Genomic DNA, 23,350 nt, shown 5'->3' with positions numbered 1-23,350 from the left:
AGGAGGACGAATTCATGAATGATGCACAGTACAATCCTTATCCCGCAAAGCGGCAAGTCACTTATTCGAAAAACGGGATGGTGGCCACGTCGCAGCCTCTGGCCAGTGAGGGCGGCCTTGAGATCCTGAAAAAAGGCGGAAATGCCGTCGATGCAGCCATTGCCACGGCGGCCTGTCTGACGGTGACTGAGCCGACGTCAAACGGTATCGGCAGCGACGCCTTTGCCCTGGTCTGGATCAAAAATGATGAGAAATTATATGGCTTAAACGGAAGTGGTCCAGCTCCAAATGCACTGTCCATCGATGCCTTGAAAGAAAAAGGGATCACAGAAGAGATGCCGGCATTCGGTTTCACGCCGGTCACGGTTCCCGGGACTCCGGCAGCCTGGGCGGAACTGTCCAGACGATTCGGTAAACTGCCATTTGAAGAACTGTTTGAACCTGCGATTCGGCATGCACGCGAAGGGTTTCCTCTGTCTCCGGTATTGGCTTATTTCTGGGGAAATGCAGCCAATCGTTTTTCCAAGACCTTGACATCAGCCGAATTCAAGCCCTGGTTTGATACGTTCATGCCAGGCGGGAAAGCACCTGCCGCAGGTGAACTGTGGAAGTCCGAAGGCCACGCCACCACCCTTGAGAAAATCGCTCAAACAAAAGCGGAGGCTTTCTATAAAGGGGACCTGGCGGAGAAAATCGATGCGTATTCAAAAACGCACGGCGGCTACATAACGAAAGAGGATCTGGCTGCATTCACACCGGAATGGGTGGACCCGATTTCCACGCACTACAAGGGCTATGACGTCTGGGAGATCCCGCCGAATGGACAGGGTCTTGTTGCATTAATGGCACTCAATACCTTAAAGAACGACACATTCGGTTCGAGGGACACGGACCAGACGTTCCACTACCAGATTGAAGCGATGAAACAGGCCTTTACCGATGGGCTGCATTACATTACCGAAGAGAAGCACATGAAGCAGAAAGTGGAAGATATGCTGAGTGATGCATACGCCATTGAACGTCGTTCCGAGATCACGAACATGGCGATGGAACCACAACCGGGTGATCCGTCGTCAAGCGGCACCGTTTATCTCGCAACCGCCGATGGGGAAGGCAATATGGTGTCCTTTATTCAGAGTAACTACATGGGATTCGGATCCGGGATCGTGATTCCGGACACGGGCATTGCTCTGCAAAACCGCGGTCATAACTTCAGTCTCAATCCGGATCATGACAATGCACTCGTCCCGGGTAAGCGGACGTTTCATACGATCATTCCAGGCTTTATGACCAAGGATCATCAAGCTGTGGGACCGTTTGGTGTGATGGGCGGATTTATGCAGCCGCAGGGCCATATGCAAATGGTCATGAATACCGTCGACTTCAAGCTGAATCCCCAGGCTGCCCTGGATGCACCAAGATGGCAGTGGATAAAAGGAAAGACCGTGCAATTGGAGCATACCGTCCCTGAACATATTGTAAGAGGACTCTTAAGACGGGGGCACCAGGTGGAGATCGCACCGCACGACGGGGCTTTCGGACGGGGTCAGATCATCTGGCGGGACCCTGAAACAGGAGTTCTTGCCGGTGGAACGGAATCGAGGACCGATGGAGCGATTGCCGTTTACTGATCAATGTTTGGAAGAAAGGTGAAGATCTCATGACTCATAAACATATATTTCTGGCCTTCCTGCGGGTTGGCCTTCTCGGATATGGCGGTGGACCGGCCGCCATACCCCTTGTTCAAAAAGAAGTGGTGGAAAACTATAAGTGGATGACCGACGATGAATTTTCCGATATGCTCGCCATGGGAAATACGTTGCCGGGTCCGATTGCAACGAAGCTTGCCGGCTATGTAGGTTACCGGGTTTCCGGTATTGGCGGTATGCTGAATGCTCTGGTCGCTTCGGTATTGCCGACGGTGATCTTGATGATCATTCTTCTCACGACACTGAGCACTTTCAGGGATCTGGACTGGGTCCAGGGCATGACGCGGGGCGTGATCCCTGTCGTTGCCGTCCTTCTCGGGGTTTTGACCTGGAGTTTTATTGAGAAATCGAATAAGGATCTGGGCTGGTTAAAAGTCACGTTTCTGATTGTCATCTCTGTGCTGTTGATTCAGACGTTGGGCCTTCATCCGGCAGTCATCATTGCTGCCCTGATTATTTATGTACTCACCAAGCCGACAGGCGCACAAAAAGGTGGTGAATCCTCATGATTTATTGGGAACTGTTCCTTGCCTTTTTATTACCTGGGGTACTCGGCTATGGTGGGGGACCGGCTGCCATTCCACTGGTGGAATATGAAGTGGTTCACCGTTATGGCTGGATGACCAGCGGGGAGTTTGCGGAGATGATTGCCGCAGGTAATGCACTCCCTGGTCCAATTGCAACCAAAATGGCCGGCTTTGTCGGTTTTCAGGAAGCGGGAATTCTCGGTGCGTCCGTTGCGTTATTTGCCATGGTGATCCCGTCATTGATTTTGATGATCGCTTTAATCAGCCTGTTGATGAAATACAAGGACTCACCAAAAGTAAAACAGATGTCTGCAATTGTCAGACCGACGATTGCCGTTCTTCTTGGTGTGATGACACTTCGGTTTGTTGGGGATTCCTTTGACGAGAGCGGATGGATACAAACATTTCTGATAATGGGTGTGAGCTATATCCTGCTGGAAATGAGGAAAGTTCACCCGGCTTACGTCATTTTAATGGCACTTATATACGGAGCTCTGTTTTTACATTAGAGATCTACCCGCTCATGCCAAAAAATGAGCGGGTGCTTTTTTCTGAATAAGGAGTATAATATTTCTTGTTGGACACATTGTGAGCTATTGATTTTTCGTTTATGAATAAAGGGAACAGGTAATAGTAAACAGTAAATGGGAAATGATAGTATGACTGATTTTAAGAGGGGAAATATGGTGAATAGATGATTTCCATATGCATTCACAAATATTCCATTCAACATAAGGGTGGTGGAACAAGTGATGGAAAAATACGTGAAGATGATGACCAATCAGTTGGAGAATAAATCGAACGATTGGAAAGAACAGCGAACCGTAAAGGAATCTGATATGTACCGGTTCCTGCACAGCCTGAAAGGCACTGCAGGAACGATCGGTCTGACTGCAGTTCAGGAACAAGCAGAAATAAAAGAGGCATCATTTGATGAAACAGGCAACACGAGATTAAAAGAATCAGAGTGGAAGCCGCTCCTGTCCGATTTACAAGAGGCATTAAAAGAAGATAATCGCGACATGAAACAACCTCCCCAACAGAACAGCGGCGAAGTAACAAATAAAATACCTGAGGTTGAGATAGAAACCATGCCGATGGTTCTCATGATTCATCAGGATATGGCATTTGTGACTACCTTCAAAGATGACCTCGAACGTCATGGATTTCAGGTGATGATTGCAGTTACGATCGAAAAAGGCATGGAATTACTGGATCATCTGGAACCTGAATTGTTGATACTGGATTTTACAATGCTTGACAAAATTGAGCTGACAGCATTTACACAGCTCAAGGATCGGACATTGCGTGAACTGATTCCGCTTGTCGCAGTCAGTGATAACCTGAACGATGACCGTCGGAAAACTGCCTATGACCTCGGAGTACAAGATGTCATGGAAAAGACCATGAATTTGAATGTTTGGCGTACATATATTCAAAATCGCATTGAGTTCCGCCGGGTGATGCAAAACAGAACGACAATTGATGAATTAACCGGAGCATTTAACCGAAACAAAATGGAACATGAATTAAGTAAATTACACGAGGGCTTGCATCAAAATCAGATTGAACGCTACACCGTCTCCATGCTGAGTCTGGATCATCTTCATCTGATCAATCAGGAATACGGGTATATGGCTGGTGATGATGTCTTAAAAGGATTCGTTGAGCGATTTAAGCAGATTAAACATAAAAAAGACGTAATCGGCCGTTACAGAGGGGAATTTGCTATTCTATTCCCGGATACGACAGAAAAAGAAGCAATTGATCGAATAGAGCACTTTCGTAAAACCTTTTGTGAAACGAATCTGCCTTCTGAAATTGCTCAGATCAAACCGACATTTTCTGCAGGTGTGGTTGAAGTGAACGATGTCAATGAACATCAGAAAAGAATGGTGGAGAGGGCAGAACAAGCGCTCAACCTGGCCAGGAAACGTGGTGGGAATATCACATTGAAAAGTGCCGACGCAACGTCAGAGGCACAAATGAAAGATGTCGTAACCTTGATCATTGTGGATGATGACCGGGTAGTCAGGGAAATGCTGACACACCATTTTACGAGAAGGAAGTCCATTTCAGGGCGTCCGATTGCTGTTAAATCATACACTGATGGGCTTTCGTTTGTCGAAGGGGACTGGTATGAGAAAGGAAATCAGTATGTGGTTTTACTCGATGGCATTATGCCTAAAATGGATGGGATCGAAGCACTGCAAAACGTCAGGAATACGTATGGTGAGGAGAACATTGTGATATCCATGTTGACCGGTCGAAAAGGAGAAGGAGAGGTAGCCCGTGCACTGACTTTGGGTGCGGATGATTACATGATCAAACCATTTAACGTAAAAGAGGTAGCCATCAGGCTTGATCGATTATTTGAAAGGCTGAACCGCATATGATCCAAGTCGCTGCTGTGACAGCTGTTCTGTTATTTGTCATTCAGGTTCTCGTGTTAGTGTATATCCTGTATAAGAAATCGAAAGCAAAACGATTTGAAGCAAAAGTTGAAAAATATTTTACGAAGAACCTGTCTGCCTATTTGTCGTTCATCTCAGGTGAACATATGCATGAACCCAGACTCCCTGAGTCGGGGGATCTGAAAAAAGAAATACTGGAAAGAATTCTGAATGAGGTCTCCGGTAATTCATCAGACCCCGAACAGCTGAGTAATATTCAAAGGATCGCTCAGTCACATTTGTCTGAACGTTATGAGACAACCCTTCTAAAAGGCAAATGGGCGGACCGTGTCAATACCCTCTATTTTATAGAGGATTTCAAGATGACCAATGTAAGCGGACAAGTCTGGCAACACCTGACTAAGATCCAGAATAAGGATGAAGAATATCGTCAGACGCTGCGCGTACTTGCCAGCTTTCAGGATGAACGGTTGATTGATTATTTAATCCAGGAACAGGATATATCCCTCGGACTGATTAAGGAGCTCCTGCGACGATTGAATTCGGGATCTTTCGAATACCTTGTGTCGTTGATCGAAGACGGTGACACAGACGTCCCGCAAGTCATTGAAGAAGCTTTTATTTCATACTGCGGGGAATCCAGGAATTATGAATTCATGCGATTCGTCGAGCGGAAAATTGAGGATGACCGAAAGGAAATCCGCTTAAAAGCGTTCCGGAGCTTATGCAATTATCAGTACACCTCGGATACGAACAGCATAAAAGCATTTTTTTCATCTGAATACTGGGAAGAGCGCATGTATGCAGCAAGGCTTTCAGGGATTATGAATCTTGAGGAATATATCAGCGATCTCATCCGGCTCGCGGGTGATTCAACCTGGTGGGTTCGCTTTGCAGCATGCGAAGCAATCAAAATCAATCCAGGCGGGGAAGACATCCTTCATTCCATTGTTTCCGGACATGAAGACAGCTATGCGCGGGACATGGCGAAACAAACCCTGACGATGAAAGGGGGGATGTAACGTGGCAGACAGCATAGCATTGATCATGCAAGTCCTTGCGTATGTCATCATCTTCTATATGATTTTTGTCGGTGTTACATATATCGTTTTGTTTTTGATTGCCGGACCACGTGTAAAAAAAGAGAGTAAATTAAACCGGATGGAACAGATTGAGGAAGTGGCGATCAATCAAGATACTTTTCCGGTCTCTGTTCTTGTTCCGGCATACAACGAAGAAGTGGGTATTGTCAGCACAGTCAGGTCAATGCTCGGACTCAATTATCCGCAATATGAGGTCATCGTCATTGATGATGGCTCAAAAGATTCCACCAGTGAAAATGTGATCAGCCAGTTCTCCATGAAAAAAATCGACTTGGCCAGACGGAAATATTTTGAGACTGAACCTGTTCAAAGTGCCTATCAGTCAGACCTGTATCCACAGCTGTTCTTGATTATCAAGGAAAACGGCGGGAAGGCAGATGCACTGAATGCAGGCATCAATTTTTCCAGCTACCCGTATTTCTCAGCAATCGACGGCGATTCGATTCTCGATCGGGACGCTCTGTTAAAGACGATGAAACCGATCATCGATTCAAACGGCCAGGTAACCGCTACGGGAGGGACGGTGAGAATTGCCAACGGCTCGACGATTGTCCGAAGTCAGATTGAAAAAATCAACTTACCACGGCAGCCGATAGTTATCATGCAGATCATTGAATATTTCCGTGCGTTCCTCATCGGCCGTCTGGGACTCAGCCGAATGAATATACTCTTGATTATTTCCGGAGCGTTCGGTGTCTTTGAAAAAAACAGAGTGATTAAAGTAGGCGGCTATAACCGGGATACCGTCGGCGAAGATATGGAACTGATCGTCCGCATGCATCGTTCCATCAAAGATGAAAAGTCAGATCAGCGGATCGAATATATTCAGGATCCGGTCTGCTGGACAGAGGCGCCATCGAGCGTCTCGTCCCTCCGCTCACAAAGAAAGCGCTGGCAGCGGGGTCTTGCAGAAACTTTATGGACGCATAAGCGAATGATGTTCAACCCGAAATACAAAGGGATCGGGCTGTTCTCCTTGCCCTACTATCTGTTTGTAGAATTGCTCAGTTCAGTTTTCGAACTGCTTGGCTATTTCATTCTTGTATTTGGTCTTTTATTCTCATTTATTTCACTCGAAGTTGCATCCGTGATGTTTCTCGTAACCGTGATGTATGGTTCACTCCTGTCATCACTGGCTGTGCTGCTCGAGGAATGGACCTATCATAAATACCCTGATGGAAAAAGTGTCGTGACACTCTTCGCATGGGCATTAACGGAGACGTTCTGGTACAGGCCGATGATGGTGCTGTGGCGTTGTGAAGGACTCATCCTGACGCTTAAAAAGAATGCTGAATGGGGTCAGATGAACCGAAAAGGAATTTCGGAGAACAATGGATGAAGCGTCATTGTTTGGTAACAGAAAGAAGACCGTGCATCTCTCAATGAGACAGCGGTCTTCTTTCATTTGATCAGATTTGCATTAAAGCAGGCATCTGAAGGACCGTTCAGATCCACGGATATCTGTATCTCTTATTCCAATGAATCATTCATGCCCGAAAAAAGTTCTTGAACCATGAAGTAGGATTCTTTCAAGCGCTCTTCGTATTCCGGTAAATCCCAATCGTCCCAACCGTATCGTTTTACAGTCAAGGATGAGTCAACGGGTTCCCCATCTGAGGAGATAACGGCAAAGAGGTCGATGCCATCGACAGTCAGGGATGAGGCTGTTCCCTCGTTCCATAAATCACCGACAAATTCCTTTTGACTTGGGTCCCTGGCGTTCAGGAGCATCCATGGAATCCGGATTTCGAGAATGCCTGTATCTTCAGCATAATAGTAGTCTGACAGTGAGTCGTATTCCCTGTGGTCCGGATCGCCAATCCCAAAACGCAGTTCACCGGCTTCATAATACTCGAAGGGCAGGATTTCACCTGTATCCGGCCGGGTTTGCTCACGGTTTAAGGCGAGACGAATCGGGTGGAACGTTTCATCAATCGATGCCATTTCCGAAGTCAGAGCACTTTCTTCATGGTAGTCATACAGAAAAGTGTCATAGTTACCGGCTATTTTGAGATCTGCGTTCGTATCATCCTCGATAGTTAAATGAAAGTCTGCAGCCATCGATTCTCCTTCATCGTTCAAGTCGACAGCAATGCCCTCATTTTCACGGACACTGAAAAAGATTTCGAATTGATGATCATCCCAAAAGGCATCATCCATGTCATCGATTGACGACTTCAGGTACAGGTAGCGTTCATCGTGATCGACTGTCAAAGATGTTAATCTGCCGTTGGGTTTGTCTGTAATGGTCTGACCATCGGTCCAGTCATCTTGCCCGTTGACGTTCACCTTCAAGCGATCAAAACTCAGTAAGCCAAAATGCTGCTCGTTTGTCTGTGCATTTGACCAGTAGGGACGTCTGTCAGGATTATCATAATCCATCGTATTCCACGTTCGTTTAAACCATTCATCCTGCCAGGTGAAAATGAGTCCCCCGAGCATCCCTTCTTCGATAATGTCTTCGTACAACCGGGTAAGAATTTCTCCTTGCTCAGATTCTGACATAAAGCCCTGGTTCCATCCGAATGGATTTCGATGTGTCAGTCCCCGGGATGCAGGGATGCCGAACTCAGCGATCAGGACGGGTATGTCATGAGACGCATGTAAGTCCTGGAGATACCCGGCGTAATTATTTGGTTCACCTCTGTGGTCGATAAATTCTGTATAGTCTTCTTCAATATTCAAAAAATCCGGGTAATACGGATAGACGTGATAAGATGCGAACATCCCGACCTCTTCTGCATAATCTTTCGGTTTGATGTGATTTGGATCAACAGTTGCCATATCTTCTTCCAGGCTAGGCTCGGCGGGCTGGTCAAGATTATCTGTAGTCACCCAGTTGGTAAAACTGAGCGGCCGCATGCTGCTGTATTCGGACATTTCGTAGTCCATCAGATGGTCAAACTGCTGGGCCATCCAGTGTTCCATCGGTTCTGCATTGTCCGTAATGATATGACTGCCGGAGAAATCCCCCAGATCAGGGTAGTCCATAAGCATCTGATCCACCATGACCGGATACCACTCGATCCCCAACACCCAACCAATCACGTAAGGGGAGATGTCTCTGGTGTAGTTACCGGAAGCGTGACCGGGCTCCGGTTCAACTGTGGCATTTCCGTGGATCACATCGACAATCGTCTCCATTTCATGTTGGAATTCGTCAACAATCTCAGGTGTAAATGCGTCCAGTGTCTCCTCAAGCGGCTCTTCATCAATCCAAACGCCATGAAGGAGGTAGATCGGTTCGTCCGCCTGCTGGTTATAGTCATACAATGATTCATAAAAAGCAGGCGGATGTAACGTATAATTCCGGATGACGTTCACATGCATCTCACCAATCTGTTCGAACCAGCGGTCATACTCTTCTCTTGAAATTGCAGCTTCTCCCGGAAACGATCCGGGTTTTGCCATCCCGATATTGATCCCCTTGAACGTGAAAGGATTCCAATCGCCATCCTCATAAATTTCAAACGCCTGATCATTGACCCTTGCAGGATAGGAGAGGCCGTTTAGATCTGCCTGTTCCACGTCTGCATCAGGCTCGTCGGATGTGCTGTCTTCTTCAGGCTGTTCACTGAGATATGCCAAAATAGTTCTCATCATCGGCAGGTACGTCTTCCAGAAGAAATTTGTCTCGGGATCGATTGTTTCGTTTGAAAGCAGGGAACGAATGGATGCATAGCCCTTATACTGATAAAAACGGGGGACTTCTGCAATGTCTGCAAAGTCGCCTGCAAAATAATAGACCTGCGCACGGTCTTTTTGATGGTGTAAGACAGCTGGAAATGTTGAAGGAATGCCATGCTCGTCGAGTTTGGTTTGTCCCTGCTCTGTCAGATCCCATGAATAATGAGCGAGGACCTCCTCTTCGTGATCAGCTTCGAGAATGTCAAACCAATAGGGGTAAGACGGACTGTCAAAGAGCCCGAATTGATTGATGCCGGCTTCCGTAAATAAGAGCCGGATGGATGTATCGTGTAAGTCCTCGTTCTCATCAGCAAGTACCACGATTTCTTCATTAAATTCATGGATCAGAACAAACCCTTCTCCCTCATAAGTCCATTCATTGCCAGCCGTTTCGTAACGCGTCGTGATCCACCCGGGAATTTCACCCGACTGCTTGTCGAGAGTAGTGAAGTACCGACCGATCCATCCTTGCCATTCCACACGTAAAAAGTCGGTGATATCATCACGAACGTCGGAGGGAGTCGGGGATGCGAAACTGTTGAATTCCATGATTAAATCAGCTTCATGCTGGGTAACTCCGGCTTTCACAGCATCCCATTCCTCACGTTCGAAACCGCCATAGACCAGTGATGGCGGGCCTGGATTATCTTCTTGAGTCCCTTCTGTCCAGGGGAGATCTTCTTCATAAACCCCGTATGTATCCGCAACATAGATCAGGTCGGTCCCTTCGTAGGAATCTGGAAGATCACGAACCGAAAAAGTTTCTTCGGCTTCATCCGGAAGAAATCCATAATAATCGTGTGCGGTTTCATACCGGCTGCCATCCGTTTGAGTATACTGATAATGATTTAACAGCCAGCTGATGCTCTGATGTTCCCTGTAGGATTCATCAGGTGCAGTTTTATTGATAATAGCCACTTCAAAAAGTTCATCTGCTTGAAAAATCCAGATGAATGCAGGCAGAGCAAGTAAAAACAGGATAAGTATGGAGAATAGGCTGATTTTTTTCATAAAAGTCATCCTTTTGTTTTTGTAGTTCTGTCAAGTATATACAATGATGCCATTTTTGAAAAGATAAATGATTATGAGCAGCTCTGGATGTATGCCTTTGAAGAGTCAAATTTCAGTAAATAATCGATTCGGGCAGTGGTTTCATTTCATTATTCACTCCATCGTAGTATAATAAATGGTGAGACATAGACATTGTTTGATTGCGCCCAGGTTAATTGTATGCTTTTCAACAGGAATGGTATCCGAAGGAGGATGATTGGATGGGGTTTCTCAGAAAGAAGCAATCATCAAAGATCGAACAGCAAGAAGAGCATCAGCACGAAATTGTTTCGGTATCCATTGATGAAGTTCGGCGGGCCGTGAATCGTTTGGCTGATCGCTTTTCCTCTGAAATCCCTTTACGCACCATCATCAGACAAACGAATGAAATTGATTTTGAACTCCTGGCAGATGACCTTGGAGGTATTCCGGACAGACCTTTTTATATGTCCAGAGAGACGTATGAAGTGTTTGAAGATCAGGAACTCCCCGGTTATATTGACCGCTGCCAGATTGCAGTGGATCAGTACGTCCTCGAGACCGGATCGGAGCCGGTCATGCCGAACGATCCTGCCCGGAGAATCAATTTTCAAAAATTGAAACATTACTTGTCAGACCCTCCTCCTTTTGAGCTGTACCTGCATCCGGTAGACCGGATGGTTACGCACCGCAAACCTGCGTAGCGCACAGGAAGGAGTACCGCTGTGAATTTTCCTGCTGTAGGAAGTAACATTGAAGTACAGAGCTATAAGCACAATGGTACGCTTCATCGTGTGTGGGAGGAAACCATCATTTTGAAAGGGACATCTCACGAAATCATTGGCGGCAACGACCGCATCATTGTGCATGAATCCGACGGAAGATCCTGGCGGACACGGGAACCGGCTATTTGCTATTTCAGTGCTCATCACTGGTTCAATGTGATTGGCATGATCCGGGATGATGGTATGTATTATTACTGTAATCTTGGTACACCGTTCACATATGACGGAGAAGCAGTGAAATATATCGATTATGATCTCGATATTAAAGTATTTCCGGATATGACATTCAAACTGCTGGATGAAGATGAGTTTAAACTTCATGAACGACAGATGAACTATCCTCCGGAGATTGAATCGATTCTCCATAGAGCTGTGGACGAGCTGATCTCGTGGGTTGGCCAGCAAAAAGGACCCTTTGAACCAGGTTTCATTGAGTACTGGTACGAGCGGTTTCTGTATCATCGTTAAGGAAACAAGAGGACTGAATCAAGTCCTCTTTTCCGTTTGCAGTTCATAAGTCTAAATGAAACAATCGAATTTGGAGATGATGACATTGGGTAGTGTCAGACGCTATTTAAATTACATAAAACCCTATTGGAAAGAGATTTCGATTACCGTTTTGGTAGGAATGATGAAGTTTGGAATTCCTTTGATCATACCTTTGATCATGAAATACGTGATCGATGACATTATCGGTGCGACGGACATGACGACTGCTGAACAGTTGAATCAGCTGGCATGGCTGATGGGCATCGTTCTTGTCATTTTCATCATATTCCGGCCTCCAATTGAGTATTACAGACAGTATTTTGCACAGTGGACCGGCAACAAAATTCTTTATGACATTCGGGATCAGTTATTTCATCATCTGCAGAAACTGAGTCTGCAGTTTTATGCCAACCGTAAATCCGGAGAAGTCATTTCACGTGTGATTCATGATGTGGAACAGACGAAGAACTTTATCATCACCGGGATGATGAACATTTGGCTCGACCTTTTTACAATTATTGTTGCGATCATCATCATGCTCACAATGGATGTCTGGCTTACGCTGATTGCGATCTCACTGATGCCGCTATACGGATTTGCCATCAAATATTTTTATTCCCGCCTCCGTCATCTCACGAGGGAACGCTCACAGGCCCTGGCTGAGGTACAGGGACATTTGCACGAGCGTTTGCAGGGGATGAATGTGATCAGGAGTTTTGCTTTGGAAGATTATGAGCAAGAACAGTTTCAAAAGCAGAACACTCACTTTTTGACCAAAGCAATCGATCATACCAGATGGAACGCGAAAACGTTTGCTGTCGTCAATACGATTACGGATATCGCGCCGGTGATGGTCATAGGATTTGCCGGGATGCTTGTGATTCAAAACGGCATAACAGTCGGAACAATGGTCGCTTTCGTTGCTTATATGGACCGGTTATATAATCCGTTACGCCGACTGGTCAATTCATCAACGACAATCACACAGTCAATCGCGTCGATGGACCGGGTCTTCGAACTTGCCGATGAGACCTATGACATTGAAGACCGGCCTGGTGCTGTGCCTTATCGCTTTCCGCAAGGTGAAGTCATCTTTGAGGATGTGGAGTTCGCCTACAATGATGGCGAAACTTTGCTGAAGAATATGAATTTCCGGGTGGAGGCAGGACAGACTGTTGCCCTTGTTGGTATGAGCGGTGGGGGTAAGAGTACGATCATGAGCCTGATTCCCCGCTTTCATGATGTGACAGGAGGGCGAATCCTCGTGGACGGTAAGGATATCCGGGATTATCAGATGCGCACCTTGCGGGACCGGATCGGGATGGTCCTTCAGGACAACATCATCTTCAGTGATTCAGTGATGTTTAATATTCGTATGGGTCGTCCGGATGCGACTGATGAAGAGGTTTATGAAGCAGCAAAAGCAGCCAATGCTCACGATTTCATCATGGACCTGACTTATGGCTATGAGACGAATATCGGGGAGCGTGGGGTGAAACTCTCCGGAGGACAGAAACAACGGGTTGCCATTGCCCGGGTTTTTCTGAAGAGCCCGGAAATTTTGATTTTCGATGAAGCGACAAGTTCTCTGGACCTTGAGAGCGAGAGTCTCATTCAACAGTCCCTGTTCCGTCTGGCAGAACACCGGACCACTTTCATCGTGGCGCACAGGCTCTCAACGATTACCCACTCGGATAATATTCTCGTCATCGATCAGGGCCGGGTCGTCGAATCTGGCTCACATGATGAGCTGATGGCCAAACAGGGCGCTTATTATAATTTGTTCCAGGTACAGAATCTCGGGTGACCGATAATACGAAAGTCTACTAAGGTGATCTTTGTCATGGGGCAATCATGACAATGAATGACTGAATCTCTTCAGCATTCACAAAGATATCAGCAGTGGACTATAGAAAATTATATGAAATTTACTTTTCAATAACTGCTTCATACTTTTAGAATAAATATACAAAAAAGGAATGCCCAATTAAGCTATTCCAAAACCTGAATTGAGTAATATACAATTGGTGCTGCTATCGAAAATTCCGAAGTTAAATCTCCGGTTATGACATTGAAGTAGAGACTTGTATTATTACGAAAAGGGAGGGGAAATGTAAATGAGAAGGAAATTTTGTATAAGCGCAGCTTTCATTTTATTAGTTTTAATCACTGCGTGTAATCAACAACCAGATATTGATATGAGTGAAGCATTGGAAAAATCAAAGGGAACACTTATTGAATTTGATGAAATCGAAACTGCTGCAGCTTCTTTTAATGGAGAAAATGATGTGAAATTTAGACTTAAGGTTGAAGACGAGCCAACAGAGGAAGAAGCCATTATTTTATTTAACGAAGTTTTAGACAGTATTACCGATTCGGCAGACCATTCTGAATTATGGCAATATTATAATGCCTATTTTGATATAAAAAGTTATGACAGTGGTGTGATATATGAAGCGATTAAACATAAAGAAGAGGAAGATTTCAAATACATGCTGAATTAAATTAAGATTTTTGTGAAGTGCCGTACTTAAAGAACGACTTGACAGTACTATACCAACAGAAACAATAAACGAGCTTTAAGGGGTCCCCCTAAAGCTCGTTTATTGTTTCTGTTGCGAGTTTCGATAAAAAGAGATTGTTGATCAGTCTGTGAATTAAGAATTTACTCCTTGGAATAGAATCCTCGATAGTTTTTGGCAAGCGCTTTTTCTGGTCTGGCAGTGTAACTGGTCAGGTGGATTAATACTCTTCCCGATCTTTAATGTGTACTTCATTATCTTCGGTATGATAATTGTAAAATCGGTCTACCATGCGATCGAGGTATTCGGTTTCGTCACAATATTCAATGACTTGAGCCACAACCGGCAGGAATGTCATCCAGTCGGCTTCATCAAAGTCACGATGATTCCGGGTATGGAGAAATCTCGCAATGAGCTGTTTCTTTCCATTCGACATCTCTTCATAATAATCTTCCGTGGACTCCGGCTTGACCTTGCCGGTGTACTTCAAGAGTATACGCTCATGATAGTTGGTTATTTCATCAAGCTGAAGTCTCAGTGAAACGGCCATCTCGTCCGGGAGTTGATGAATAAGATTGTCATTGGTCGTCAAACTCTCCAGGATCCGCTGGGCCTTTCTGGTCGTGCGAATCATTTGCCTGAATAAGACAACCTTGCGAAGGGTTGCATATTCCATCTTGCGAAATACACCCCGTTCATCGCGGTAGAGCTCAAAGAGTTCGTCAATTTTCCCAAGCTGATCCCGATACTTCTTCAAGTCTTCCTTCAAGTTCCGATAGTCCACTTCATGATGCAAAAGCAGCCGAATCCATTGGATGATGTCGTCGTTGGTGGATGTGATTTTATGATACAGCTGGTTCTCATGTTTTGGCGGCAGAAAGACCAGATTCACAGCAAAAGCGGAGAAGACGCCCATCATGATCAGTAAAAAGCGATTGGAAGCAAATTGGATGAAGTCATCCGTCGGGCTTCCCATGATGATAATGGCGGTCACGATGGCCAAAGGAATAATCGCTTCTTTCTTAAAGCGAATATGGATCGCAATAATTAAAACCACCACGGTTCCTAAAACGAATGGTTCCTGACCGAAAGCCAATACGAAGACGACTGCCAATAATGCACTCAGAACATTAGCTTGAATCTGATCCCAGATCAGAGTCAGGCTTTTCCTGACCGAAGGCTGCACCGCAAAAAAAGCAGCCAGGGCAGCAAATGCCGGTGTTTGAAAACCAAGCCATTCTGCAAGATATAAAGCAAGGGTTACAGAGAGACCGGTTTTAAAAATACGGGCTCCAAGCCTCATAACAGTTCAAAATCCTTTCTTATTTTCCGATGCGTTCATTTTTGTTCACTTATCTACCATACACCTGTTATGACACATTTTCAAGTCAGTAAAAACCCCGCAGATGTTCTGCGGGGTGGTAACAACTGATGCTTATTCTGTAGAGACAGCAGGATCTGCCTGTTCTTTTTCAGGTACTACCTGTCTGAAGTGGTGTGCAGGGTCTTTCAGCAGCTCCTGTACATACGCTGCTTCGTCTGTTTGACCAATGATCTCGAGCTCAGTCTTATACAGACGAAGAAGTTCTGTCACATCATCCAAACCGTTTTCATTCAAGTCTTCAATGACGACTTTTGCTCCTTTTGCAACACGGCTGTTCAGTGTCTCGTCATCAAGACCGACAGAAGGATCGTGGCGAAGATAGACGACACCACCTGTCATACCTGCTGCCATCCATGGTCCAGGGTCGCCCATGACCAGTCCACGACCGTTCGTCATGTACTCAAAGGCAAAACCTTTCAGATTGGCATGAATCCCCATATTGTAGCGCTTATTTTTTTCGATCGGTGCAGTAACACGGCCGCCGAATATCATATCCGCTCCACTGAGACGGATTCCGGCGCGGGAGTCTGCATTCCCTTGGATCATAAACGTCCCTTTCTGGGCACCGTAACCAGCACCTTTACCAACAGAGCCATTAATGAACTGTCCTTTTGCACCTTCTGCTTTGAAGATCTTGAAAGAACCGCCAAAGGACGTTTTACCAACACCGTCCTGTGCACCACCACTGATGGAATAGTTCACTCCATCACTGTTGTATGCTCCGAGGCCGTTACCCGGAATCGATCCTTTCGTATAAGTCAGGTCGATTTCAGGCAGCTTCCGGTAAGAGCCGTCAAGTTTTCCGCGGACACGGTGACAAGATACACGGCTTCCGAGAATCCGCTGTTCAGCTGTGACGGCTTCAAATTCGCGGGACTCAGTCAATTCTTTCGCGTTCGCATCGAGGTAATCAAATTCAGCTCCGGCGGCAACTGCAAGTTCTTGTTCCAACGGGATTTCCTCTGCCTTTGGTGGATCAAATGGAGCAAGGTCCTGCTCAGGCAAGGTAGCCAGCAGGTTTTCGAGATCCATCTGATCGAAACCACGCACCTGTTCGAGAAGATCCGAGCGACCGACCATATCCTGAGAGCGTTCGAAACCGAGAGATGCTGCAATGTTCTGCAGTTCCTGACCGAAGGCTGTAAACATGTTCGTCAGACCGGTTACAGCAAGGTCGAATTCTCTTGGTACAAAGCGGCGAAGCCCATGTTCTTTTGCCTGCGCTTCCGATTCGATTTGTGTAGCGATCCCTACATGGCACGTATCCAGGTGACAACCGCGGCATGCAGTGCAGCCAACAGCAATCATGGACAACGTACCGAAGCCAACGCGGTTGGCGCCGAGGAGCATCAGCTTCGCAGCATCGAGAGCACTCTTGACGCCGCCGTCAGCCCAAAGTTCAACCTTATGGCGAACACCAGACTCGAGAAGGGCAAAGTGAGCCGCTTTAACACCGATTTCTGCAGGGAGTCCGACGTGCTGCAAGGCATGGACCCTGGCGGCCCCTGTTCCGCCATCGAAACCGGAGAGGGTGATGAAGTCTGCACCTGCTTTGGCAATGCCGACAGCGATCGTTCCGATATTCGGGACAATCGGTACCTTTACGCATACTTTCGCCTGATCATTGGCCGTTTTGATTTCTGTGACCATTTGCGCCAGATCTTCGATGGAGTAGATGTCATGATTATTCGATGGTGAAATCAAGTCTGAACCGGTTGTGGCATTACGAGCTGCAGCAACCTTTTCAGTCACTTTCGAGCCAGGGAGATGTCCCCCTTCACCGGGCTTTGCGCCTTGACCGATCTTGATCTCGAGCAGATTAGTGGAATTGACAAGCTCCACATTGACACCGAAACGTCCGGATGCGATCTGTTGTCCGCGGGTGTTCGGGTACTTACCGAGCATATCCTTAATTTCTCCGCCTTCACCGTTGAAGCTGATCATATTCAAACGTTCGCCTGCTTCTGCATAGGCACGGAACGCTGTTTCGTTCTGTGAACCGAATGACATGGAGCTGATGATGAACGGTAAGTCGTGTTGGCCGACTTTATTGGATACTTTCTCGGCTTTCACATTGGACTGAACGTCTTTCAGTGCAGTCAAGTGCCGGATTGTCGTTGGGTTTTTATCTTCCTGTTCAGCGATTTTTTCTCTGAATTCATCATAGTTGACGGCCCCCGACGCAATATCTCCAAGTGCTTTCCAGATTCGAGGGAACACGTGGAAGGTTTTACCTGGACGGGCTTTTTCGGCCTGGTAGTCTTCTTTCCTCGCCGCTCCTTCGGTTTCCATGTTCGAGAAGTTGTAACCGAGCTTGTCGCTTCCAAGGAAGTTGACAATATTCAGGACCTCTTCAATATCTTCATTCAGGCCAATGGAAGAAAAAAGACGCCCATAACCGCGGAGTTCGTGAATGCCGATCGTGGAAATGATTTTTTCAAGTCCTTTATTCAAGGCTTCGAACAGCTTCACGGCAGGTGTTCCTTCGTCATCCACAACGGTTGTGAACATGACGTGCGGCTGAACCAGATCGGCACCGAGTCCAAAGACGACTGCAATGTCATGCAGACTTCGGATACTTCCGGAGCGAATGATGAGCGAGCAGTCCCGGCGATGGCGTGATTTGGTGAGACCCTGATCGACAGCCGATACGGCAACGTGAGGATCAAGCCAGTATGCATCTTCTTCATGCATGCCTTGGTCATCAAGGAGAATAAGGGATCTCCCGTTTTCAATCGCCTCTTGTGCTTCGGAAATGAGACGGTTTAATGCCTGATCCACTGATTCATCTTCGTAGCGTACCGCCTGAAGACGGATAAATTCATTGGAGGCAGTAAAGGTATCAATCACCGATTCCAAAGACGGGTGACGATGCTCTTTTTGTATGGCTTGACCTCCTACGCCTTCTGCAATGACAGGCGAATCGAGTTCAATGACTGTCCGGATTTCGCTATTTTCAAACAGATTCGGGCGACGTCCGATGATGACGCGCGTAGAGAAATGTTCCATTTCACGGTCCCGGTCAATGGCCGGATTCGTGACAACAGCAACACTCTCCTTGATGAAGTCGGCGACGTTTTTTCGCCCTGGGTGCAACGAAGCAAGTGGCGTGTCGTGGCCGAGTGAACGGATGGGCTCCACGCCTTTATCCGCCATTTGTTCAATCAACTGAATGTGTTCACGGTCCCAGCCGTTGGCCGCATAGATCGATGGATTGATCGTCTGTTTGAAGACATTAAGCCCGGGCTTTGCCGGCTGTTTTGTCTCGAGACGGGAACCGGATCCTTTCACGTCATGTCGTTTCGAGAAGGAAGTGAAAACATCTTCTTGAAGCTGATCGTACCAGAAGATTTCAGCAACACCGTCTTCATTACGGCGAAGGGCAACCTTCTCACCTGGTGCAAAAGGTTTTGGTTCACGGTAGTACTGATCGGTTGTGAAGATTCCCTGCTCGGAGCCGAAAATGTAACTGGTGCCGGTTTCGAGCATCCACACAGGACGAAGGCCCAGTGAGTCTACGCTGAACACCATCTCATCGCCGGAACGGGAAATAATCCCTGCAGGGCCTTGGGCAAAATGCCCCCATGCTTCACGTAAGTAGGTATACATATCCTTCAGTTCAGAAGGGTAGTGTTTCATTTCATTAACAATCGGTGGGAAAATCACTTCCATGGCTTCGAATAAAGAGAGACCATGTCGGGATGTCAGGGTATCGAGAATCCGGTTCAGATCCTGCGAGTCACTGCCCCCATCAACGAGGGGGACTTCAATCATCCGCGCCTCATCACGCAGCTTGGAAATGGTGTTGATTTCCCCGTTGTGACCGATCACACTGAACGGCTGGACCCGAAAGAAATTCGACAGGGTATTTGTAGAGTAACGGTTGTGTCCAAGGGTTGCTGTGGAAGCCACGTCCTCATCCGCGAGATCAGGGAAGTACTTTGGCAGGATGTCTCCTGCGCCCATCACTTTATACACAGCACTCTCATGACTTAAAGAAGCAACGTGGACGTCCGTATTTTCTTCGAACTGGATGGTTAAATCAAACAGTTTTGCACGAAGTGCTTTTTCGTTAGTTTCTTCTGCTTTTAAGGCCACCTGCCAGAAAATCGGCTCTGCCTGTTTTGCGATCGGCCCCAGTGCATCTGTCCTTGTTTCATTGGTACTCTCAAATAAAAGAGTGAAGCCGTTTGTTGCAAAAGTTTCTTTCATCTCTTGTTGGAATTCAGCACTGTCTTCAGACTCGTTGATAAATAAATGACCAACAACAAACGAAGGAGACTGAGCATGTGCCGCATCGACTGATTTGGCAGCAAGTTTCTTTTCCCAAAGCGCTCTCGGAATATCCATTTGGATTCCGACGCCGTCCCCTTCCTGGTTGATAAACCCGGCACGGTGATTCATCTTCAGTAAAGCATCAATCGTTTGGTCAATGTTCTGTTTCGAAGGCATCCGTTCCTTTTCGATAAAGGCCACAATACCACAGCTGTCATGTTCCTGTTTCAATGCACCGCGAAAACGCTGAATTTCTTTTTGAATGTTCGTCATATGCATGGTCAAGTTTCTGACCTTCACCTCCTGTAAGGATATAGACAAGACGGATCCATGGAAGATTATCTGACCACAATGGGCAGACGTATCCGGGAACACAGAATTGTCTGAATTGTAATCAACTTTATCATGCATGTATAGTGAAATCAATTAATTATGCAATTTAAAGCATATCCATTTCAGATGACTTTTTTGAAAAAGCACCATTTGTGAGATAGGTCTGAATTTGACAGCGTTTTCATTGCTGAAAATGTGCAACAACACCCGTTGCCAGCGAACGGGCGTTGTATTGAAATGAATAATTATGCGAATTCACCTGATGAAAATACACGATGGACAGCTGCGATCGTCGCGTCGATATCGTCATCGGTGTGTGCGGTAGTGAGAAACCAGGCTTCGAATTTTGACGGCGCAAGATTGATGCCTTCCTGCAGCATCATTTTAAAGAAACGGCCGAATTTCTCACCATTTGAGCGGTCTGCATCATCGTAGTGAGTGACTTCGGTAACATCGAAATAAAGAGTCATCGCCCCTTTGAGACGATTGATGACCGCAGGGATTTGATATTGTTCAATCGCCTGCTGGATACCGTCTTCGAGTTTTGCGCCGAGACGGTCCAGTTCTTCATATGTTCCAGGGGTTTCAAGTACTTCAAGACAGGCGATTCCTGAACGGATCGATGCCGGGTTTCCTGACATCGTTCCAGCCTGATAGGTGGGCCCAAGAGGTGCGACTGACTCCATGATGTCCTTGCGTCCGCCGTAGGCACCAATGGGCAGGCCGCCGCCGATGATTTTTCCCATCGCTGTCAGGTCCGGTTTCACACCCAGGAGATCTTGGGCACCGCCGTATGTGAACCGAAAAGCAGTGATCACCTCATCGTAAACGACCAGTGCGCCTGCGTCATGGGTGATCTGGTTGACGGCTTCGAGAAAACCGGGTGCAGGTTCGACAATACCGAAATTTCCGACAATCGGTTCCACGAGCACGCAGGCAATGTCATCCTGCCACTGCGTCATGGCATCTTCAAATGCAGCAAGGTTATTAAACGGAACGGTGATGACCTCTGCGGCGATGTTTTTCGTCACTCCGGCAGAGTCGGGGCTTCCGAGCGTAGCCGGCCCTGACCCTGCTGCGACCAGCACCAAGTCTGAGTGGCCATGGTAACAGCCGGCGAATTTAATGACCTTATTGCGTCCCGTGTAGCCCCGGGCTACACGGATCGTGGTCATGACGGCTTCGGTGCCGGAATTGACGAAGCGCACCCGTTCCAATGAAGGAATGGCGGTGCGTAATTTTTCGGCAAAGTGATTCTCATGTATGGTTGGCGTGCCGTAGAGGACACCGTCTGCAGCAGCGTCCTGAATCGCTTTGGTGATATGCGGATGGGCATGCCCTGTGATGATCGGTCCATATGCTGCGAGGTAATCGATGTATTCATTGTCGTCTTCATCAATGAAGCGTGATCCACTGCCTTTCTTCATAAATACCGGCGAGCCACCGCCTACGCCTTTGTAAGACCTTGATGGGGAGTTGACCCCGCCGAGAATGACGTTCTCAGCCTCTTTGAATAAATGTTCCGAACGTTTGAATTGCATGTTCTGTACCTCCGTTTAATGAAAGATTTTCCTGTGTAAAGTCATTGTCCTTAAGCATTGTATCATATTGCACATGGGTTATCAGTTGTCAGTTGAGGGTGTATCGGCTAGGATGAAGGGGAAAGCAAATAGTGAAGAGGAGGCGAAAACATGGCTTTAACAAAAGGAGATTACGTACCTGAACGTCAGCTCATGTCATCGACTGGAAAAGAAGTATCTCTCAGCGATTATAAAGGGAAAAATATTGTTCTGTATTTTTATCCGAAGGACATGACGCCAGGCTGTACGACGGAAGCATGCGACTTCCGGGATCATCACGAGAGCTTTCAGGATTTGAACGCTGTGATCTTGGGTGTGAGCCCTGACCCGGTGAAAAAGCACGAATCTTTCATCGATAAACATGACCTGCCTTTTGAACTGTTGGCCGATGAAGATCATTCATTATCTGAAGATTTCGGCGTCTGGAAAATGAAAAAGAATTTTGGCAAAGAATACATGGGCATCGAGCGATCGACGTTTCTGATTGACTCGGAAGGAAAGATTGTAGAAGAGTGGCGGAAAGTTAAAGTGAAGGGTCACGTGGACGAAGCACTGTCCCACCTTCGAACACTGGCGGATGCATAAATGACATGAAGCATGACTCCACTCAAGGAGTCATGCTTCGCTTTGTTCAGTGATTTATGCCGTTGAACAGTTCGATGTCCATGCGCTCCATCAATATGGCTTCTACCTCTGTCTGATCTTCAGATGATGCGACGAGGCCGTTATGATCTATGATGATAAAAGCCGGGTACTCATCCACACCGAGCAATTTTGCACTTTGATTGTCGGGATCACTGATGAACCGTAAATTCAATTCGATCTGTTCTTCGTGATATAATGAGTAAGCATATTGCCGCATGAACTCCTGGTCATAACTTGATGTGTCTCCGAAGAGCCAGTAGATATATTTATCCTCTGACTGGGGTGCCTGGTAATGGATATAATCTTCAGGGCGGTAGGGGTGCACAGTGATGGAGACAGCATCAATGATCGGCAGGAACAGTGGTGCCCAGCTTACATGTTTAGGAAGCTGCTGCATTTCGGGTTCGAATGTATCCTCCACTGTCACGGTGACGGGGTGATTCGGGTAATCGAACGTCTGGCCCCTCGATGCTTCTGAGAGTGGTTCTCCGCTCTCACCGTCATACCAGCTCGTTTCATCCGTGGTTCGAAGCCAGTATGCTTCGGCTTCATAGGCTTCTCTTTCGGTTCCGTGCTGGTGGTCGTATTGGGCATGTTTCCCGCTCAGCGTGTCCTCAACGAAAAAAGGGATGAGGCCTTCCATCTCAACGCCAGAGAAGTTCCCGGCATATTTCCCTTCAATGCTTACCGTGTCTTCACTTTCATCATTTTGATTGGCACAGGCGGTGAATGCCAATGCGGCCAGTGACATTGCGATTGCAACAAACAGGGGGTTTCGTGTTCCCATCTTGGTGACCTCCCTCAACGACATATTTTTCGCTGATTTCTTCTTCTATTATGACGAATAGTACTCCCTTTGGTAAACTGA

General features: G+C 46.8%; 16 protein-coding genes. 11 read left to right on the top strand and 5 right to left on the bottom strand.

What is annotated here, in order from left to right:
* Positions 1 to 14: 14 nt before the first annotated feature.
* From BBEV_RS11560 to BBEV_RS11535, 6 genes are all read left to right on the top strand, one after another.
* On the top strand, positions 15 to 1,631 hold the full coding sequence (locus BBEV_RS11560) for a gamma-glutamyltransferase family protein (RefSeq protein ID WP_069365605.1): 1,617 nt from the start codon (positions 15 to 17) through the stop codon (positions 1,629 to 1,631).
* Positions 1,632 to 1,660: 29 nt separating this feature from the next.
* Positions 1,661 to 2,218, top strand: a complete 558-nt coding sequence (locus BBEV_RS11555) for a chromate transporter (protein WP_069365604.1) — start codon at positions 1,661 to 1,663, stop codon at positions 2,216 to 2,218.
* A complete protein-coding gene (locus BBEV_RS11550) occupies positions 2,215 to 2,745 on the top strand; it encodes a chromate transporter (protein WP_069365603.1) in 531 nt (176 codons plus the stop codon). Before BBEV_RS11555 ends, BBEV_RS11550 begins: the two co-directional genes overlap by 4 nt.
* A gap of 243 nt (positions 2,746 to 2,988) precedes the next feature.
* Positions 2,989 to 4,632, top strand: a complete 1,644-nt coding sequence (locus tag BBEV_RS11545) for a diguanylate cyclase domain-containing protein (protein ID WP_069365602.1) — start codon at positions 2,989 to 2,991, stop codon at positions 4,630 to 4,632.
* Positions 4,629 to 5,672 (top strand): HEAT repeat domain-containing protein, encoded by a 1,044-nt coding sequence (locus BBEV_RS11540; RefSeq protein ID WP_069365601.1) that lies wholly within the window; start codon positions 4,629 to 4,631, stop codon positions 5,670 to 5,672. The genes BBEV_RS11545 and BBEV_RS11540 overlap by 4 nt, the downstream gene beginning before the upstream one ends.
* Before the next feature lie 25 nt (positions 5,673 to 5,697).
* Complete coding sequence (locus BBEV_RS11535) at positions 5,698 to 7,092, top strand: glycosyltransferase family 2 protein (RefSeq protein ID WP_069366723.1); 1,395 nt, start codon at positions 5,698 to 5,700, stop codon at positions 7,090 to 7,092.
* Between the two features lie 131 nt (positions 7,093 to 7,223).
* On the opposite strand, the gene BBEV_RS11530 is transcribed toward BBEV_RS11535, so the two are convergent.
* The gene (locus tag BBEV_RS11530) at positions 7,224 to 10,451 is read right to left on the bottom strand and encodes a hypothetical protein (protein WP_069365600.1); all 3,228 of its coding nucleotides are present in this window, start codon (positions 10,449 to 10,451) and stop codon (positions 7,224 to 7,226) included.
* 260 nt (positions 10,452 to 10,711) lie between these two features.
* Between BBEV_RS11530 and BBEV_RS11525 the strand changes: the two genes are divergently transcribed.
* The 4 genes from BBEV_RS11525 to BBEV_RS11510 all read left to right on the top strand — a co-directional run bounded on the left by BBEV_RS11525 (position 10,712) and on the right by BBEV_RS11510 (position 14,247).
* Positions 10,712 to 11,173 carry a DUF3939 domain-containing protein gene (locus BBEV_RS11525; RefSeq protein WP_069365599.1) on the top strand — a complete coding sequence of 154 codons (462 nt, stop codon included), beginning with the start codon at positions 10,712 to 10,714 and terminating at the stop codon, positions 11,171 to 11,173.
* A 21-nt stretch (positions 11,174 to 11,194) separates the two neighbouring features.
* The gene (gene ntdP / locus BBEV_RS11520; protein ID WP_069365598.1) at positions 11,195 to 11,722 is read left to right on the top strand and encodes a nucleoside tri-diphosphate phosphatase; all 528 of its coding nucleotides are present in this window, start codon (positions 11,195 to 11,197) and stop codon (positions 11,720 to 11,722) included.
* A gap of 85 nt (positions 11,723 to 11,807) precedes the next feature.
* Positions 11,808 to 13,550 carry an ABC transporter ATP-binding protein gene (locus BBEV_RS11515; RefSeq protein ID WP_069365597.1) on the top strand — a complete coding sequence of 581 codons (1,743 nt, stop codon included), beginning with the start codon at positions 11,808 to 11,810 and terminating at the stop codon, positions 13,548 to 13,550.
* 310 nt (positions 13,551 to 13,860) lie between these two features.
* A complete protein-coding gene (locus tag BBEV_RS11510; RefSeq protein ID WP_069365596.1) occupies positions 13,861 to 14,247 on the top strand; it encodes an IolE/MocC family protein in 387 nt (128 codons plus the stop codon).
* Positions 14,248 to 14,485: 238 nt separating this feature from the next.
* Here the strand turns inward: BBEV_RS11510 and BBEV_RS11505 are convergent, their stop codons facing one another.
* The 3 genes from BBEV_RS11505 to BBEV_RS11495 all read right to left on the bottom strand — a co-directional run bounded on the left by BBEV_RS11505 (position 14,486) and on the right by BBEV_RS11495 (position 21,798).
* Positions 14,486 to 15,568, bottom strand: a complete 1,083-nt coding sequence (locus BBEV_RS11505; RefSeq protein WP_069365595.1) for an FUSC family protein — start codon at positions 15,566 to 15,568, stop codon at positions 14,486 to 14,488.
* 132 nt (positions 15,569 to 15,700) lie between these two features.
* Positions 15,701 to 20,203, bottom strand: a complete 4,503-nt coding sequence (locus BBEV_RS11500; protein ID WP_084007362.1) for a glutamate synthase-related protein — start codon at positions 20,201 to 20,203, stop codon at positions 15,701 to 15,703.
* Between the two features lie 299 nt (positions 20,204 to 20,502).
* A complete protein-coding gene (locus BBEV_RS11495; RefSeq protein WP_069365594.1) occupies positions 20,503 to 21,798 on the bottom strand; it encodes a glutamate-1-semialdehyde 2,1-aminomutase in 1,296 nt (431 codons plus the stop codon).
* Positions 21,799 to 21,948: 150 nt separating this feature from the next.
* On the opposite strand from BBEV_RS11495, the gene bcp reads away from it, so the two are divergent.
* Positions 21,949 to 22,422 carry a thioredoxin-dependent thiol peroxidase gene (gene bcp / locus BBEV_RS11490; RefSeq protein ID WP_069365593.1) on the top strand — a complete coding sequence of 158 codons (474 nt, stop codon included), beginning with the start codon at positions 21,949 to 21,951 and terminating at the stop codon, positions 22,420 to 22,422.
* Positions 22,423 to 22,468: 46 nt separating this feature from the next.
* Here the strand turns inward: bcp and BBEV_RS11485 are convergent, their stop codons facing one another.
* Positions 22,469 to 23,269 (bottom strand): hypothetical protein, encoded by an 801-nt coding sequence (locus BBEV_RS11485; RefSeq protein ID WP_069365592.1) that lies wholly within the window; start codon positions 23,267 to 23,269, stop codon positions 22,469 to 22,471.
* Between the last annotated feature and the right edge of the window lie 81 nt (positions 23,270 to 23,350).

The organism is Salisediminibacterium beveridgei (assembly GCF_001721685.1).
In the GTDB taxonomy this organism is placed as follows: Bacteria; Bacillota; Bacilli; order Bacillales; family Salisediminibacteriaceae; genus Salisediminibacterium; species Salisediminibacterium beveridgei.
The sequence above is the reverse complement of the archived record's forward strand: the minus strand, read 5'-3'. Positions and strand labels throughout refer to the sequence as shown.